Origin of the sequence: Sulfitobacter maritimus (genome assembly GCF_013346665.1) — a bacterium.
GTDB classification, from domain to species: domain Bacteria; phylum Pseudomonadota; class Alphaproteobacteria; order Rhodobacterales; family Rhodobacteraceae; genus Sulfitobacter; species Sulfitobacter maritimus.
On sequence record NZ_JABVBB010000016.1, the window covers coordinates 1 to 14,242 of the forward strand.

The 14,242-nt window shown below is 55.8% G+C and carries 9 protein-coding genes and 3 pseudogenes; 5 read left to right on the forward strand and 7 right to left on the reverse strand.

Annotation, left to right across the window (positions count from 1 at the left end; genetic code table 11):
• Both HTT03_RS00110 and HTT03_RS00115 read right to left on the reverse strand, forming a co-directional pair.
• Positions 1-725 (reverse strand): annotated as a pseudogene (locus HTT03_RS00110) (hypothetical protein); the annotation flags it as partial.
• A 294-nt stretch (positions 726-1,019) separates the two neighbouring features.
• Positions 1,020-1,580, reverse strand: a complete 561-nt coding sequence (locus tag HTT03_RS00115) for a hypothetical protein (protein WP_174857897.1) — start codon at positions 1,578-1,580, stop codon at positions 1,020-1,022.
• 185 nt (positions 1,581-1,765) lie between these two features.
• Here HTT03_RS00115 and HTT03_RS00120 point away from each other — a divergent pair, with 185 nt between their 5' ends.
• Positions 1,766-2,080 (forward strand): hypothetical protein, encoded by a 315-nt coding sequence (locus HTT03_RS00120; protein ID WP_174857898.1) that lies wholly within the window; start codon positions 1,766-1,768, stop codon positions 2,078-2,080.
• Positions 2,081-2,093: 13 nt separating this feature from the next.
• Here the strand turns inward: HTT03_RS00120 and HTT03_RS00125 are convergent, their stop codons facing one another.
• Positions 2,094-2,564, reverse strand: a complete 471-nt coding sequence (locus HTT03_RS00125; RefSeq protein WP_174857899.1) for a hypothetical protein — start codon at positions 2,562-2,564, stop codon at positions 2,094-2,096.
• A gap of 493 nt (positions 2,565-3,057) precedes the next feature.
• Between HTT03_RS00125 and HTT03_RS00130 the strand changes: the two genes are divergently transcribed.
• Together HTT03_RS00130 and HTT03_RS00135 are read left to right on the forward strand one after the other, a co-directional pair.
• Entirely contained in the window at positions 3,058-3,531 is a 474-nt protein-coding gene (locus HTT03_RS00130; protein WP_174857900.1) for an LPS assembly lipoprotein LptE, read from the forward strand.
• 223 nt (positions 3,532-3,754) lie between these two features.
• Positions 3,755-5,062, forward strand: coding sequence for a GumC domain-containing protein (locus HTT03_RS00135; RefSeq protein ID WP_174857901.1), 1,308 nt, complete (start codon positions 3,755-3,757; stop codon positions 5,060-5,062).
• Positions 5,063-5,091: 29 nt separating this feature from the next.
• Here the strand turns inward: HTT03_RS00135 and HTT03_RS00140 are convergent, their stop codons facing one another.
• Both HTT03_RS00140 and HTT03_RS18920 read right to left on the reverse strand, forming a co-directional pair.
• Positions 5,092-5,508, reverse strand: a complete 417-nt coding sequence (locus HTT03_RS00140; RefSeq protein WP_217482684.1) for a transposase — start codon at positions 5,506-5,508, stop codon at positions 5,092-5,094.
• Positions 5,509-5,657: 149 nt separating this feature from the next.
• Positions 5,658-6,179, reverse strand: a pseudogene (locus tag HTT03_RS18920) (transposase); the annotation flags it as partial.
• A 43-nt stretch (positions 6,180-6,222) separates the two neighbouring features.
• Here HTT03_RS18920 and HTT03_RS00150 point away from each other — a divergent pair.
• A pseudogene (locus HTT03_RS00150) lies at positions 6,223-6,499 on the forward strand (IS3 family transposase); the annotation flags it as partial.
• A gap of 73 nt (positions 6,500-6,572) precedes the next feature.
• Here HTT03_RS00150 and HTT03_RS00155 read toward each other — a convergent pair.
• Together HTT03_RS00155 and HTT03_RS00160 are read right to left on the reverse strand one after the other, a co-directional pair.
• Positions 6,573-11,789: a RecQ family ATP-dependent DNA helicase gene (locus tag HTT03_RS00155; RefSeq protein WP_246253304.1), complete on the reverse strand. Its 5,217-nt coding sequence runs from the start codon at positions 11,787-11,789 to the stop codon at positions 6,573-6,575.
• Between the two features lie 759 nt (positions 11,790-12,548).
• Positions 12,549-12,896, reverse strand: coding sequence for an H-NS histone family protein (locus HTT03_RS00160; RefSeq protein ID WP_174857903.1), 348 nt, complete (start codon positions 12,894-12,896; stop codon positions 12,549-12,551).
• Between the two features lie 292 nt (positions 12,897-13,188).
• Between HTT03_RS00160 and HTT03_RS00165 the strand changes: the two genes are divergently transcribed.
• The gene (locus tag HTT03_RS00165; protein ID WP_174857904.1) at positions 13,189-13,671 is read left to right on the forward strand and encodes a DUF995 domain-containing protein; all 483 of its coding nucleotides are present in this window, start codon (positions 13,189-13,191) and stop codon (positions 13,669-13,671) included.
• Positions 13,672-14,242 lie beyond the last annotated feature (571 nt).

Below are 14,242 nucleotides of genomic sequence, written 5' to 3' on the forward strand. Positions count from 1 at the left end.
CCGGGCCCGCCATCGCCAGCGTCAGCCGGATGCGCATGGTACGCAGCATCTCCATCGCCGCCTTGGCCGCCCGTGCCGCCCGGTGAACCGCCATTATAGATCACATCCGGATTGCTCACGCTATCGTTGTCGGTCAGATTGTTTGTCTGATCGAGCGAGAACGCCATATCGTTGCCAGAGCCATTCAGGGCATCGGCCAACAAGCTATCGATGTCGAACTCGCCCAGATCATCGAAATCGACTAGGTCGTTATCTTGGTCATTGTCGTCGTTACTATCTGTGTTTCCGACATTCCGCTGGCTGTTGTCAGTATTGTCGGTATCGCGTCGGTTGCCGTCGTTGTCGTCGTTGCTATCTACGTTTCCGACATTTTGCTGGCTGTTGTCAGTATTGTCGGTATCGCGTCGGTTGCCGTCGTTGCTGTCGTTACTATCTACGTTTCCGACATTCTGCTGGCTGTTGTCGGTGTTGTCAGTATCGCGCCGGTTGCCGTCATTGCTGTCGTTGCTATCTACGTTCCCGACATTTTGTTGGCTATTGTCGGTATTGTCGGTATCGCGCCGGTTGCCATCGTCATCCGACTGGTTCACACGGGACCTGACCGCATTGGCCTGATTGTCACCACTATTGCCCTGATCGGCATCGATTGCGTCATCGTCGCGAACCGCGGTGGCAGCCCCCGCAAGTGCTAGGGCGATGGCATTGTCATCATCAATGAGAGACATTTTTTTACTCCGTTTATGGTCGGAGACGGTGATCACGGCCTCGCAGCGGCTATCTCATCTGCGACAGACCTAGCTCTCCGTTTCCCTGTTCACCGCGGCTAGCTTGCCGGCCCCCTCATGGGGTCGAGCTCCGCAGTAGGAGAAGCATGCGTCACCTCTGTCCAATTTAACGACACGCCAATTAGGGTCTTAACCGCTGTCATATGGGGTTAACCCTAATAGGTGAGGGCTGCTGGGAATTTGGAAAAACGCTAAGACTGCCTACACTTTTGCTTTGGCAAGAATGAAAGATCTCTAGTCTGCGGGGTTTGCGTGCTGTTCCAGCCGCGGCAGCAGAGCCCAAAGTCGCTGATTGATGCGGCCCAGTTCGTCGACCACTTCCGTGATCTTGGCCAGCCGAGCCGCATCGATAGGGCGGGTTCGGCCGAAGCTCAACCGCTTGCGGCTCTGTTCGACCCGCATTGAGCGGGTGGAAATCGGACGCCCTGCAGCGTCGAACTCGTAGGAAGCATGTTGCAGGTCGTTGCGCACCCTGCCGCATTTTTCGAGCGCGGTCAGAATATCATCCATTTCGCGCCGCAGATCCACGTCCGAAACCCGTACGCGGGTTAGCCGCGACACAAGGTCAGAACGCGCGCGCGCTGTGTTCAATGTGCCATACACCAGCGCTGCGGACACATCATCAGTCCGCAAAAGCACCATCATTAGATAGATCAAGACGCTCTCATTGTTCGACCATGACATGCTTAGCGCGCCAATCAGGGTCATGAGATGCTCGCGTTCGACAGCGCCGACCTCCGCCCTCGCGTTCATCTCGGTGAAATTGGGCGGTTGCGGAAGATCCCGTCTGGGCATGCTACGCTCCTGTCAGCGCGAGTTCGTCCTGTATGCTACACTGGTTTTGCCCATTCACAAAATCCGAGATTCGCAAGAAGGGGATCACCTTGCTGATAGGTGCGATGAATACCGCTGCAGCGCGTAGGCGCGCGACGCGCCTTCTCAGGCCGTATGTCGAACGCGCGGCCTGGGCAGGCGGCCCCTTGAGTGAAGCCGATTGGCTGACGTCGCGGTGTATCGGCTTCCTTGTCGGCGCGATCAACAGGATCGTCGCACAGGACAATCTTGAGGAGGAGGGGGTCTTCGCTGTTCAGCTTGGTGTCTGGGAAGATCTGACCTGTGCCGCACCTAGTCTGTTCGCCACACGTCTTTATCTGCTGTCCTCGGAAGGCGACATCGACATCCGCGAAGGTCACATCGCGGGCGCATTTTTTGCGGATGCGCTGTTGTCAGGCGACGAAGAGGTTGCTCGCACAGCGTGGGACGCGTCCCTCGGCGATCTAGGCTCCGCCAGATAGGCGAACTCGACAATTACTGTATGTTTAGCTCGCCGATCCGCTCAAGACCCGCTTGCCAGAATGTTGAAGTAGCAAGCGTAATCTGCTCAAGGCCATCGCCCAATTCCGGCATGTGTTCGGCGGCAAAAATGCCTATCCCGAAGGCGCAGAGAGTCAACAAAGTGACCAGTAGCTTGCCCGGTGCGCGTTTCGACAGTTTCGTGGAACCTTTTGCTCCCGCCCCCAACCGATCTTCGACCCGTTCAAGCATCTGAGCGATACGCGCCACCTCCCCGGTGGTAGATCCTTCAACAATCCGTCCTTCAAGCGTCGCCATGCGGCGGCGCAGGTCTTCGAACGCCTCTGTGAGGATCCGGGCGGGACTGGGCTCCCCCGCTGAGCCCGCCGATGCGGCAGGGTTGCGAGAGACCGGCTCAACAGCCGGGCGTTTGGGCGGAACGGGAGGCGCTTTGGCAGACGTATCGTGAACGACTTGGGCTTGCATGGATGCCTCCTTTAAAATGCCTTAGGCGAAATCGTAAAGATGTGAACAGAGCGTCTTTCGGCCAACAGGCCGCGACTCCACCTCTATGCTCTAAAGTGACCGCAACTGCCCCTGCGCGGCAATTGATACGATCGGGCTACTCCCTATAGGTAGGGGGCAACGACACCCCAAGACGCAGGTCGTAAGGCCGGCATCGGCTACGTGGCCCCCGACACTGTATTGCTGTCATCAAATCCACCGTTCCGGTGGCTATACTGCGGTCTTGTCTGCGAAGCCGAAAAACGAGCTGATCATCTTCAGCCCGAAGTTTCGCATGAGACTGGGCGCTTTACGACAATCCGCACTCCTAAAGCATTGCGCCTTAAACGATGCCCCGGGCGAGAAGGGAGGGGGTAGTCAGGTGTTGCAGCCCTGTGCTTAACATTGCAAACGCACCCCATAACAGCCCGCCCTGCGGCGCATTGCGCTGAATTTTCGAAAGTAAGGTGAAAACGTGAAAGTCCTGAGATCCGGAAAAATCCTTGTCATATGCGCCTTGCTAGCTGGTCTCCCGGCTTGTGGCTTCACGCCGGTTTACGGCACAAATTCTGAAACAGGAGCAATCCTTTCCGACATTGAGGTGGCCGCTCCAAACACCCGTGAAGAATATTTCCTGGTGCGCGACCTCGAAGAACAGCTCGGCCGAAACCTGAGTGCCAAGCATATCCTTAATTACGATATTGAGCTGTCCGAGCAAGGTCTTGAGCTTGCCGGGGCCAGCCGATCTCACGTGTTGGGGCGCGTAAGCTACCAGTTGATCTCCAAGAGCACTGGACAAACCATTGCCTCTGGCGCGGTGGAGTCTTTTACGTCATTTCTCACCAGAGACAATCTGAGCGTAGCTGCTCAACGTGATGCAAGCGAACGGCTGATCAAAATTCTCGCAGACAAGCTCACCACGGATATTTCCCTCAAGCTACTCATGTAACCGGCGGTTGGTCCAAGCCTCTTTTCAGCCGTAAGACGAGCGCGGCAGAGCCGCTGATGCTCAGAAATGGTCTGCCCGTAGAAGGCTAATATGTTCGAAGGAGGATCTAATATGCGCTCTTATCCCTGCTTGCGACGCCCTATTCTCGCCCAGTTTTTTTGATCTAGCCTGATCAATCCGCCCGGACCCGGAGCCGGATTCATGTGCTATAGGAAAGAGACCGATGGGCCCGATCTACACTTTCGACGACGTCATCGACATGTTGCGCCGCCGGTCGCGGGCAATCATCATGGTCATTCTGTTGGGCAGCATTGCATCCGTCATCAGCGCCTTGTCAGCGCCCCACGTCTATCAATCATCCGAAGTCATCCAGATCAAACTGCCAAAAGTCTCTAATGATCTTGCCCCCTCGACGGTTGAAGGCTCTCCAATGCGCCGCCTGCTGTTGATCGAGCAGCAGTTGATGGCGCGAGGAAATATCATTGATGTCATCAAAAAACATGACCTGTATAATGATATGCCAGCTTTGCGCATGAGCGACAAAGTCGAGCTCCTGCGAGGCTCGATCACCATCACAGGGGCTGGGTCCACAGGTGAGGGCTATGAGAATGACGGGATCCTCTCTACCTTATCTTTCACTGCCCGGATGAATGATCCTGCCGATGCGCAGGCCGTGGCGCGAGACTTCGCTGACCGTACCCGCAGCCTGTCGATCGCGCAGCGCCGCGAGCAGACCCTTGGAACCTTAGAGTTTCTTCAACGCCAAGAAGAAAACCTGATCCGCGACATTGCCACCCTTGAGGCCGAGCGTGCCGATTTCCAAGCAGCCAACGATCTGGCGTTGGAAGGTAGTCTTCTGTTTCGTCAAAGTGAAATCGGCAACCTAAATGAAGCGATCCTCACATTGGATCGGGAGATTGTTGCCACCCGCCTGGCCCGCACAAGGGTTTCTCCGAACGCGCGGGAGGCCACCATCGCCCGCAGGCAAGCTGAACTCGATGCAACGCTGGAAAACCTCTCGACCCAGCGAGACCAACTGGTGGAGCGACGCGATGCTCTGAACAGCAGCCTGCAAACTTCTCCTGAAGTTGATCGAGAGCTGGCCCGGTTCGAGCGGCGCTTGGAGCAGTTGCAAAATCAGCTGGTGATCACAACCGGGCGCCGCAGTGCAGCAAACGTGGGGGCTTCGCTGGAAATCGATAAACGCAGTGAAGAATTGATTACACTCGAAGCCGCTGAACTGCCGGAATATCCGATTACATCCAGTCGTACGATCATCGCTGCTATCGGCGGGGTGGGAAGCGTAGCTCTGTCTCTTATCGTCGCTTTCGTTTTGGAAATCCGCCATCCAGTTTTGCGCACCGCTCAACAAATAACCCGTGAAACTGGGATCACACCCTTGATCTCTATTCCCGATATCAGCGCGCCTGAGAAAGCAAACGTTTGGAAACAAGCTTGGGAGAAGCGTTCGAAAGCCGGATTGAAGGGGCGTGCGTCTCGCCGAGCACACAAGAAGGCACGGCCTAGCTGATCTTTTGATTTGCGGCCAGGGCTCGCTTGTTAGCCGCTACCTTTACTCCGATAGATGATGCAAGAAAAGTGAATCGAAACGTTCGACCGAAGCGTGGCGAATAAGGCCCTGATACGCGACGTGCCCACCCGGACCTTAACGGTGCGACGTTTCAACTCCTGCCGCACGCTGCGCTCCATCGGGTTGGAGGTGCGCATGCGGCGTCGGTGGTTTTTTGGCAAGGTGAAGACGGTGAGACCCTCAGGGACATTCTCCTCCAGCCATGCAGCAAGTTTCGGCGCTGTATCGCGATACTCGGTGACCAATTCGGCCAAGCTGGTTTCGGCCTTGACGAGGGGGGCCGCGTTCCAGATCTCGCGGAGTTCGGCACCGATGCGTTTGCGACCGGCAAGGTTCGGCGCGTGATGGATGGCATTTTGGGCGAGGTGAATTGACAATCTCTTCATCAGGCTTCCTTCATGCCAAAAGGACGAAGGGTAGCCGGTTACAGATTGCCTCGCAGCAGCACGTCACAGGGGCGGGCGGATAAAATCGGAACGGATGGACGCATAAACCGGAAACGGTGGGCGGATCACCCCGGAATACGCAGTGTGACGATAAGACCGGACAACCGATCTTGCACGTAGTCGCGCAGGGCGGGTTGAGGGTGAGCTTACTCGCTTTTGGCCGCTTAGCTGCACGATCAGCATGCCATTGTGCATTGATCGCACGCACGATATTCGAAGTCTCCGCCACGGGTTGCCGAATTGCGCCTGATCTCTCGAGAGATCGTGCTGGGCGATCTCCTAAGCTTGCGCGCTATGGCGCGGTCACCTGTGCCCCTCGCGCACTCCAAAGCTATTTCCTCACGTTCTGCGAAGGAAAGGCTACGGTTCTTCGATAAGGGCGCCGATGGCGCAAGATGTGTGGGAGGCATTCCATCAGAGCTCCGAAACCATCAGGTTCCAACAGGGGCAGAGACACCGGCATCAACGGCGGCATCCTCACTGGATAGCCCCTCTGTAAAGGCCCGCCAGAACCGGCATAGATTCTCACGTTGCCAGACTGGCGGCCTTCCTGGAGAGTTTAATTTGTCCCGAGTCGAACGTTCGGACCTTCGTTTGCCTGTTTTTGTCATCTACACCTCCATCAAAGGGGTGTTGCGACGACCGGTTGAAACCGCCCAGTATGTGTCAATCCGCTATACCGAACGTCTGGCTGAAGCCGGGATCGAACCCTCGGTGGGCAGTGTAGGTGACAGCTATGACAACGGGCTGGCAGAGACGATCATCGGCCTCTTCAAAGCGGAGGCCATTCACCGGTTGGGGCCGGCCGTGGAAGACCGCAGAGGCGGTCGAGTGGGAAACTCTGAAATGGGTCGATTGGGGATATGTCACGCCGCATGAAGCAGAGGAGATGTTCTATGCAACCTTAAACTCAAATGAAAAAGCAGCCTAACATGCGAACCAAACGCTCTCCGGTAAACCCGGGGCGGTTCTACTTGCCGCTTTGATCTTATCGTGAAGCCCTTTCATTCTCCTTTGACCTCTTCAAAAACCAGCTCAGGCACAACGACCTCCCAGCTCGCGCGTTTAAGCAGGTGATGAAAACGCTCGCCTGCGTCTTCTTTGCGCCAATGTATAATGGCCGCGATCTCGCCGGTGACAAATTTCGTGCCGACCGGTGGCGCGAATGCTTTGGACATCCGCCCGAGGGGCCGCCCTTGAACATCCTCGATCTGCCAGCGATCTCCGATACTAGAGAGCCTGATTGGCGCGCCGACCTGTGCTTGGGCGATTGCACTATGAACAGCATGCCGATCACCTTGGCGCCCTGCGAATGAGAGGTCGACCATCTTCATTTCAGGCGATTGAAAGAAGCGGCGTGGGCCGGGTACTGACGCCAAGTCAGGCACGACCTGCCGCGTGATCACGGAAGGCGACACAGTGGGAAGATATTCATGATTGTCGTTGCTCATAACGATCAAATTACGCCGCGCACGGGTCATAGCGACATAAAACAAGCGCCTCGGCGCGTCTTGATCTTCGTTTCGTGAGGGTCGCTCCCAGCCGCCATCCATGATCACGACATCATCAAATTCGAGGCCTTTGGCGCGGTGCGCGGTCAACAACTTGAGTCCGCGTTGCTCGCCCCATGAATCCTTCGACCATTCGGCAAACCATTCAATAACATCAGGTGTCGGAAGCGCCTTACCGTCAATTTCACGCGCAAGTTGGCCGAGGCCCTCGCCAATTCGGTCGGTCCAACGACTTAAAGGTATTGCGTTCAGCGTTTCGGTGAGATCCCTTACGCCGGCCCTCGCCACACGCCTTTCGCGCAAACTGTCTATAAACATCCGCATCTCGCGGGTGCGCCACAGACCTGGCAGGTTCTCGTTCGCCATTTCGACGGGAATTCCATGCGCCTCCGCGAAGTCGCGGACCGGGAGAAGTCTGCGCCAATCACGCGAGATGATAGCCGCCCCCTTCCAACTCCAATCTGGAATCAGTTTTGAAAGACGGATCATCTCGCTGATTGCCGCAAGGGCCTGAAAATCGTTCCCAGCCGGACAGCCAAGAATTTGGACCCGCCCCTGCGCCACCGGGTCGAGGCTTTCCATGATACCCCCAGCCGGGTCCTTTTGCCGCGATTGATCGACGGCGATCTTATGCCCTGTTTTCATACGTTCCCGAGACCCGTCGATCACCGCATTTGCTGCGCTGATGATGTTTTTCGAAGATCGATAATTGTCCGTCAGAAAAACCGGCTTGGCCGAATAGTCTTGCTCAAATTGCCGAATGTGGCGCACCGAGGCACCGGCAAACGCATAGATATTCTGGTCGTCATCGCCGACAGCGAAGAGGCTGATCCGTTGATCAGGATCATCAATGCTGCGACCGGCCACTGCCGCGATCAAAGCGTATTCCTCGGGGCCTACGTCTTGATATTCATCGACGAGAATCCAGCGGAACCCCTGGATCAAGGTCTCCCGCAGGGCCTCGGCTTCGACCTTGTCCAACCCATCCCCACGCAAGAGACGTGTCGCGTCGGTCAGAAGCGTCCCAAAATCGGGATCATCCTGCCCGGCCCGTCCGACGAAACTTGCGCCCACCAGCCGCATGGCCAAGGCGTGAATGGTCAAGACTGTCACAAAGCGAGCATCGTCGCCGATCAGTCGACGCAAGCGTTCCCGTATCTCGGAGGCAGCGTGGCGATTGTAAGCAAGTATCAAAATGCCGTTTGGATCTTCACGCTTGATCCGAACCAGATAGGCGACGCGATGGACCAGCACACGTGTCTTACCTGAGCCCGGCCCCGCAAGCACAAGCACATTGGTCTGCTCGCGGTCATCACGCACGATCTGCTCTTGTGTCGAATTTCCCAACTCGCTCACGATCTCGGCATAGGACTGGGGCGTGGCCTGCCGCCTGAACTCCGACATCCGCCCCGGCATCCAGGCTTTCATAAAGTCGGCCTGATCGAGAGAGAAATAGTCATGGGCCAAACGCTGAGCGGTACCAATATCATCCATTCCCTTAGCCGCATACGCCGCCATCACGTGGGTCTGGACGGTTTGTTCGCTGTAATGGTCTTCAAGCGGCGCGAAATGTTGGGTGGTGAAGCCACCCCCCTTCGAATTGATGTGCAGCGTCATGGCCGAACGGAACACCGACAGCCCCTTGCCCAGTGTGACGACTTGCTGCTCGTGCAGCCACAACAGCGCCCGATCCATAAGCTTCGACGGATCATTGACAGACGCGCGCAACAGCGCGTCGCTGTTGATCGCCGCAAGGAAATCACCAAGCGTAGTCTCAACGGCGATATCTTTACCTTTTACGCCCGCCTGAACCTTGTCGATCAGGTATGAAACCAACCTTTCCGCGGCCTGTCGGCGAAGTTGGGCGGTCTGCTCGATCACGGACCACGACCGCTGCATTCGAACCAGAAGGCTGCCCTTGGATACCTTGCGCAACCCGATATTGCCCCTGCCGCCATCCATGTCGCGCCCATCCTGCGCAATCCCACGGAGTAGGCCCTCAACGATGTCGGGCCGAACAGAGGCGTGTCCCTCTTCTCGTAAAGCCTGCGCCACCGAGGCCAGATGGCAAGGCCAAGCCTCGTTGATCTCCGCGTCCGGGGCTTGCTCTCGCAGGATCGCAATCAGGTCGGCTTCTAGGCGGGACGCCGCTTCGAACCGTTTCGGTGACGCATTCTCAATACGAACATGGACGAAGATGGTGATGTTCGTATCATCCTTTGCGATCCCCAGAGCTTCAAGATCTGCCAAAGCCTTGCGCACGCCCGACACCGTGAGGCCACTCACGCCGCACAGCTCGTCCGTGGTGATGCCATCTTCCTGCGGCGCGTTGATGATGTGTTGCACAATGGCCGCCAGATCCGTGCGGCGCCGTTCGGTAAGTTCGGCGGCTGCAAGAATTTCGCGGACCTCCTTCATGCTTTTCACCCGCAGCGACGCGGGGAACACCTGCACCCGGTTTTCTTCGCGGTTCAGAAGGTGCGCTTCTTCCAACCAAGAGACCGCAGTCTTCACACGCGTATCGTCGGTATTGCTGTCCCGCTGGAAATCGCGATCTTTTTCTTCGTGAACAATTTCCCCAGGCGTCGCAACGATCTCACCGCCTTTGCCAGTCCGAGAATCAAGGCGTCGCAGCGCCTTTAGGATCGCGGCGATCTCATGCCGTGCAAGGCGCGACCGCGCACTTAAGCTAAACTGCCGATCAACGTCTTTGGTGTCGAACAAGAGAATGCAATTTGCCGGTTCACGATCCCGACCGGCGCGCCCCGCTTCTTGCAGATAATTTTCTAGCGATCCCGGCACGTCGCCGTGAACCACCAAACGGATGTCCGGCTTATCCACCCCCATGCCAAAAGCATTGGTGGCGGCAATCACGCGCAGATTGCCCACGCGAAAGTTCTCTTGAATTTCTTGTTTGTCCTCAGCGCTCAGGCCTGCATGATATCGCTCAGCTGCAATGCCCTGTTGCTTTAGAAACTCTGCCACACGCTCTGTGGCGCTTCGAGTCGCGCAATAGACCACTGCACCTGAGGCTCCCTCGCGCGGAAGTTTGGACTCGATCGTATCGAGGATATCCGCCATCTTGGTTGCCCGCTGGGTTGGCAGCACCGCGAAGCTCAGATTTGAACGAGAGGCGCCACCGTCTATCAACGTCAATTCAGCGCCCAATCGCTCCTCGAAATGACTGCAAATATCCTCTACCACGTCTGGTTTTGCTGTCGCAGTCAAACAAAGCACAGGAGCCGGTTCGTCGCCGGAGCTTTCCTTAATAAAGCGCGAAACGTAACGATAGTCAGGCCGGAAATCGTGCCCCCATTTAGACACGCAATGCGCCTCGTCCAGCACCCACAGGCCCACCTCGCGCTGCGACAGAACCGACCGAACCGTTGTGCTGCGCAATTGTTCGGGCGAAATGAGCAAGATGGCAGCGTCACCAAGCCGCACCTTATCGAGCGCAGCCTGACGCTCCGGCAACGACAAAAGGCCATTGATGGTGACCGCCGAAGAAATTCCTGCCCGTACCAAACCCTGGACCTGGTCTGCCATCAGGGCCACAAGCGGCGATATGACCACTGTCAAAGCCCCGGTCTTGTCGAACCGAGACAGCGCGGGGATCTGATAACAGATGGATTTGCCCGTGCCCGTCGGCAATATGCCCAACAGATGGTCGCCCTCCATAGCCGTGGCAACGATTTTTTCCTGAAGGGGACGTCCGTTTTCATCAGCTGGTTCAGGACGGAAACTTGCAAAGCCAAACCATCGTTCGAGGGCCCGGGTGGGATCATTATGCTCTGCGCAATAGGCACAGTGCGGATCACGACAATTCGTGTCTCTCAAGTCTCTGACGAGCCGTGCTGCGTCGCGGAATTGCGCCCGCACCCAAGGCGGCATAACAGAATCCCCACCCGCGACCGAAATCCAAGCAAGGGCATATGCCATCGGCCAGCCCAGCCCAGTGTCCGAGAGCCGGTCGAGCACAGCGTCCACCTGCGCACCGCATGCTGCCTCTTGCAACAACATCTGAATAGCTCTGTGCGCTTCCGCCTCAGTAGGGATGGATGCTCCGCGCAGATCGCTGAACAATCGATCGAACCCGCTGCTACCAGGACCCCGACAGCAAAGCCAATGATAGGCTATCATCGTCTCTGGCGACGACGCGTTCAGCGATACGAAGGCCTCAATTTGGTTGCGTAAGACCGCAAACACAAGACGCGCATCGAACTCAGGGTCGTTGACGTGTCCACTTTGAAGCCGCCCATCGTGGTAGTGTTTGACCAGCTTGTGATAAGGGTTGTTCGGGAAAGCCAAGGGGTTAAGCCATAGGGTATCGATCGGGCCTTCCGCGTACTTCGCAAAGCGCGGCGACACCGCCATAAGATGCGGCAGGTCGTGGCGCAGAATATTATGGCCAATGACACGCGCGAAACCCGCGCAGTATAAGTCAAGCTTTTTAAGCGCGGCCTTCAAATCACCTTTCCGATGGACAATCCCCTCTCCTCCACCTTCCGGCACGGCAGCGAAGGCGAATATTCGGGCTCCTTTAGGATCGACCTCCAAGTCAATCGACAAGCAGTGCGACAAGATCTCGAAAGGGTCCTGCGGCGTGTGAATACCGATATCGCCCCCCGCATCAGCCTTTGATGCCTCAGGCCGCTGTGGCCGAGCACGGGCAAAGGCTTTCGATATACCTCGTGAAATTAAATTTTTCATACTCGCAAGTTAGTGCTACTTTTAAGGAGCGGAACCATCGGAAGACATTTGACCAGAGATGTTCACACGATGCTATGTCATAATTCCTAGGTGTGGCCAGTTGCTCTTAACTTCGGACATGGTGTCATGAGAATTTCCAGACCACCGGTTGCACAATCGCTTTCCACTACTCACCTCAAAGAAAACCCTCATCGCTGAAGGTACTTTTAGCTACTGTTTTCCAGCTTTGAACGCCCTATGGAAAAAGGGCTGCTTCGATTTCTCGAAGCAGCCCTACCGATTGTCTACCGGTTTCTTCCATTGCCATTTTCGATGGCTATTTAGGTAAACTCTACCACCATTATTTCAATCCACGTGCCCGAAGGCACGAAAGTTCGTCGTTCAAGCGCATTTTAATCCACGTGCCCGAAGTCACGAATTTGACCTTCACAACCTGTTGCCGCTCCAGTCGATAAGAAACTACGTCTTAGGATCTCACGCTTCAAGAGCCGCCACGATTTTTTTTAGAAAACTGCTCTGAGCCGCTCGAAGATGCGCCCCGACGGTAGGTTAGTCTATCAGCTGGCGACCAGAGGTGTTTGGAACCAAGGCAGAGGCGTCGTTCTGATCATGGCGCACCACTCCCTTGACACCCGATGTGCCAAAAGTGGACTGCATGGCCTTGACGGGGCGCCTACCAAAAAGATGAGCGCCAAGGGAAATCGTCCCCGGTCTGACAATCCTCAGCCCCCCCCCCACCGACCCGCAACAGCACGCCCCTCAGCGTGCAATGCGCATTGCGTCCCGCTCTGTTCCCCTAGCGATCTGATCGCGATACCAGTTGGGCTGCCGCCCCTTACCGGTCCATGTCTGTCTGGTATTTTCCGGGTTGGCAAAAACCGGCTTTGAAGGCTTTCTTGCCGTCTTTTTCTTCTGTTTCGGTTTTGCACCTTCCGCTTCAGATATGTCGTCCAAAGAGAACCCATACTCAGCAACAGCTCGAGCAGCTGCTTTTTTCGCTTCTCGATGATCTCGCGCCGTAGCCGCGGCCAAAGCCTTTTTTACGTCTTTCAAGAGCTTTTCCAGCTCCTTGCGTGACATTGTTTTCAGTTCATCTTTTGCAAACATGTAAGTTTCCCCATTTTCGGTGTGCTGGCGCGATCAGTCAGAGCGCTTGTCAAACATTCTATCCAACCCAGCAACACCGTGTAATGATAAAGGCTTAGAGCGCCCATAACATCTTGTGGTTGTGAATTACCTAAACGCCAAAGAGATGACTAATATCAATATGTAGCTTGGGCGTATCTTAGAGGCGGTATTATTCTGCTCTATAAGGGCCATAGTAGATATATATTGACTTGGAAAATGAGACAGATGACTCTGATATTTACAGCTCACCTTGGTCGAAGGAGTCTTTTTTATGTTCCGCCAGAATGCATGGCTTGCTCGTATTTTCCTAGCCGCTTTGCCAGTCAGCGCTATGGCTGACCCTTTGCCGCCGGGCGCCAGAACCCCCGCGCCTCAGCAAATCATGGCCGCCTATATGGGAAAAACGGCGATATGGACGGAAAATTGCGAAGGGGGCATCTATTTTGGCCCCAATAATCAAGCGCGGGCTTGGTGCGCTCAAAACAACACAAGCTTAGGGGCGGGAAAGTGGAGCGTCGATGCCTATGGACGCATGTGTCACGAACTCACATGGTACTGGCCGAACAACGGGCGAGCGGGCCGCTCCGCCGGCGAAAGCAGCTGTATTCAGCATGTCGTAGACCGCTTTGACCGTGTTTGGCGCAACTATCCTGGGCAAACCGATTGGTGGCCTGTCAAAGGCGATCCGAACTTGGTCCGCGGCTATACGTTCAGAGACGAGATCAGTGCAACGCAGAGAAAGCTCGGCATATGAAGCTCTCTCGTATACTTCGGGTCAAATGCCAACTTGGATAAGATGACCCGGCAAAAAGCTGATGACCCTGCTGGCATCATGCAAGCTTCCATTCCTTCAAAGCGTCCATATCGAAAATTGGGCATGAGGCACGGATTTTCATCCGCCCTTATGCGCGTGGAAAACGCTTGGGGGGGGAAAGACCGCGCATTAGAATGATCTGATTGAAGCTAATATATGAACGGCTACAGCCGAAGCTGTAGCCGTTACTGGGACGGCCAAGGGCTGTAGGATCCAAGGCCGCGTTTCAAAATGTTCGGCGGCAGGGAACTTGTCAATGATTCTCCATCTTCCGCGAATCAACTTGGCTGGCGCCTCTCTCCTTCATCACCAGTCCACTCCAAAGTGAGCCAACGTTTTCCGAGAAGAAACAGTAGCACAATCTTAGATTGCAAATTGGGCCTAAATTGTGCAATTGGGTGACTTGTTCCTGCCTCAATTTATACTGGTAGCTGCATAGATGTTGCGGCTACGCGGGCCATTCGGTCCGGAACCCCCAGTCGCCTACCAGTGATATTTGAGTGATCCATCC

Bases quoted from the DNA above. Each gene is read 5' to 3' on its own strand.
- HTT03_RS00125 (WP_174857899.1), bottom strand. From the start codon at position 2,564: ATGCAAGCCCAAGTCGTTCACGATACGTCTGCCAAAGCGCCTCCCGTT.
- HTT03_RS00115 (WP_174857897.1), bottom strand. From the start codon at position 1,580: ATGCCCAGACGGGATCTTCCGCAACCGCCCAATTTCACCGAGATGAAC.
- HTT03_RS00135 (WP_174857901.1), top strand. From the start codon at position 3,755: ATGGGCCCGATCTACACTTTCGACGACGTCATCGACATGTTGCGCCGC.
- HTT03_RS00160 (WP_174857903.1), bottom strand. From the start codon at position 12,896: ATGTTTGCAAAAGATGAACTGAAAACAATGTCACGCAAGGAGCTGGAA.
- HTT03_RS00155 (WP_246253304.1), bottom strand. From the start codon at position 11,789: ATGAAAAATTTAATTTCACGAGGTATATCGAAAGCCTTTGCCCGTGCT.
- HTT03_RS00165 (WP_174857904.1), top strand. From the start codon at position 13,189: ATGTTCCGCCAGAATGCATGGCTTGCTCGTATTTTCCTAGCCGCTTTG.
- HTT03_RS00140 (WP_217482684.1), bottom strand. From the start codon at position 5,508: ATGAAGAGATTGTCAATTCACCTCGCCCAAAATGCCATCCATCACGCG.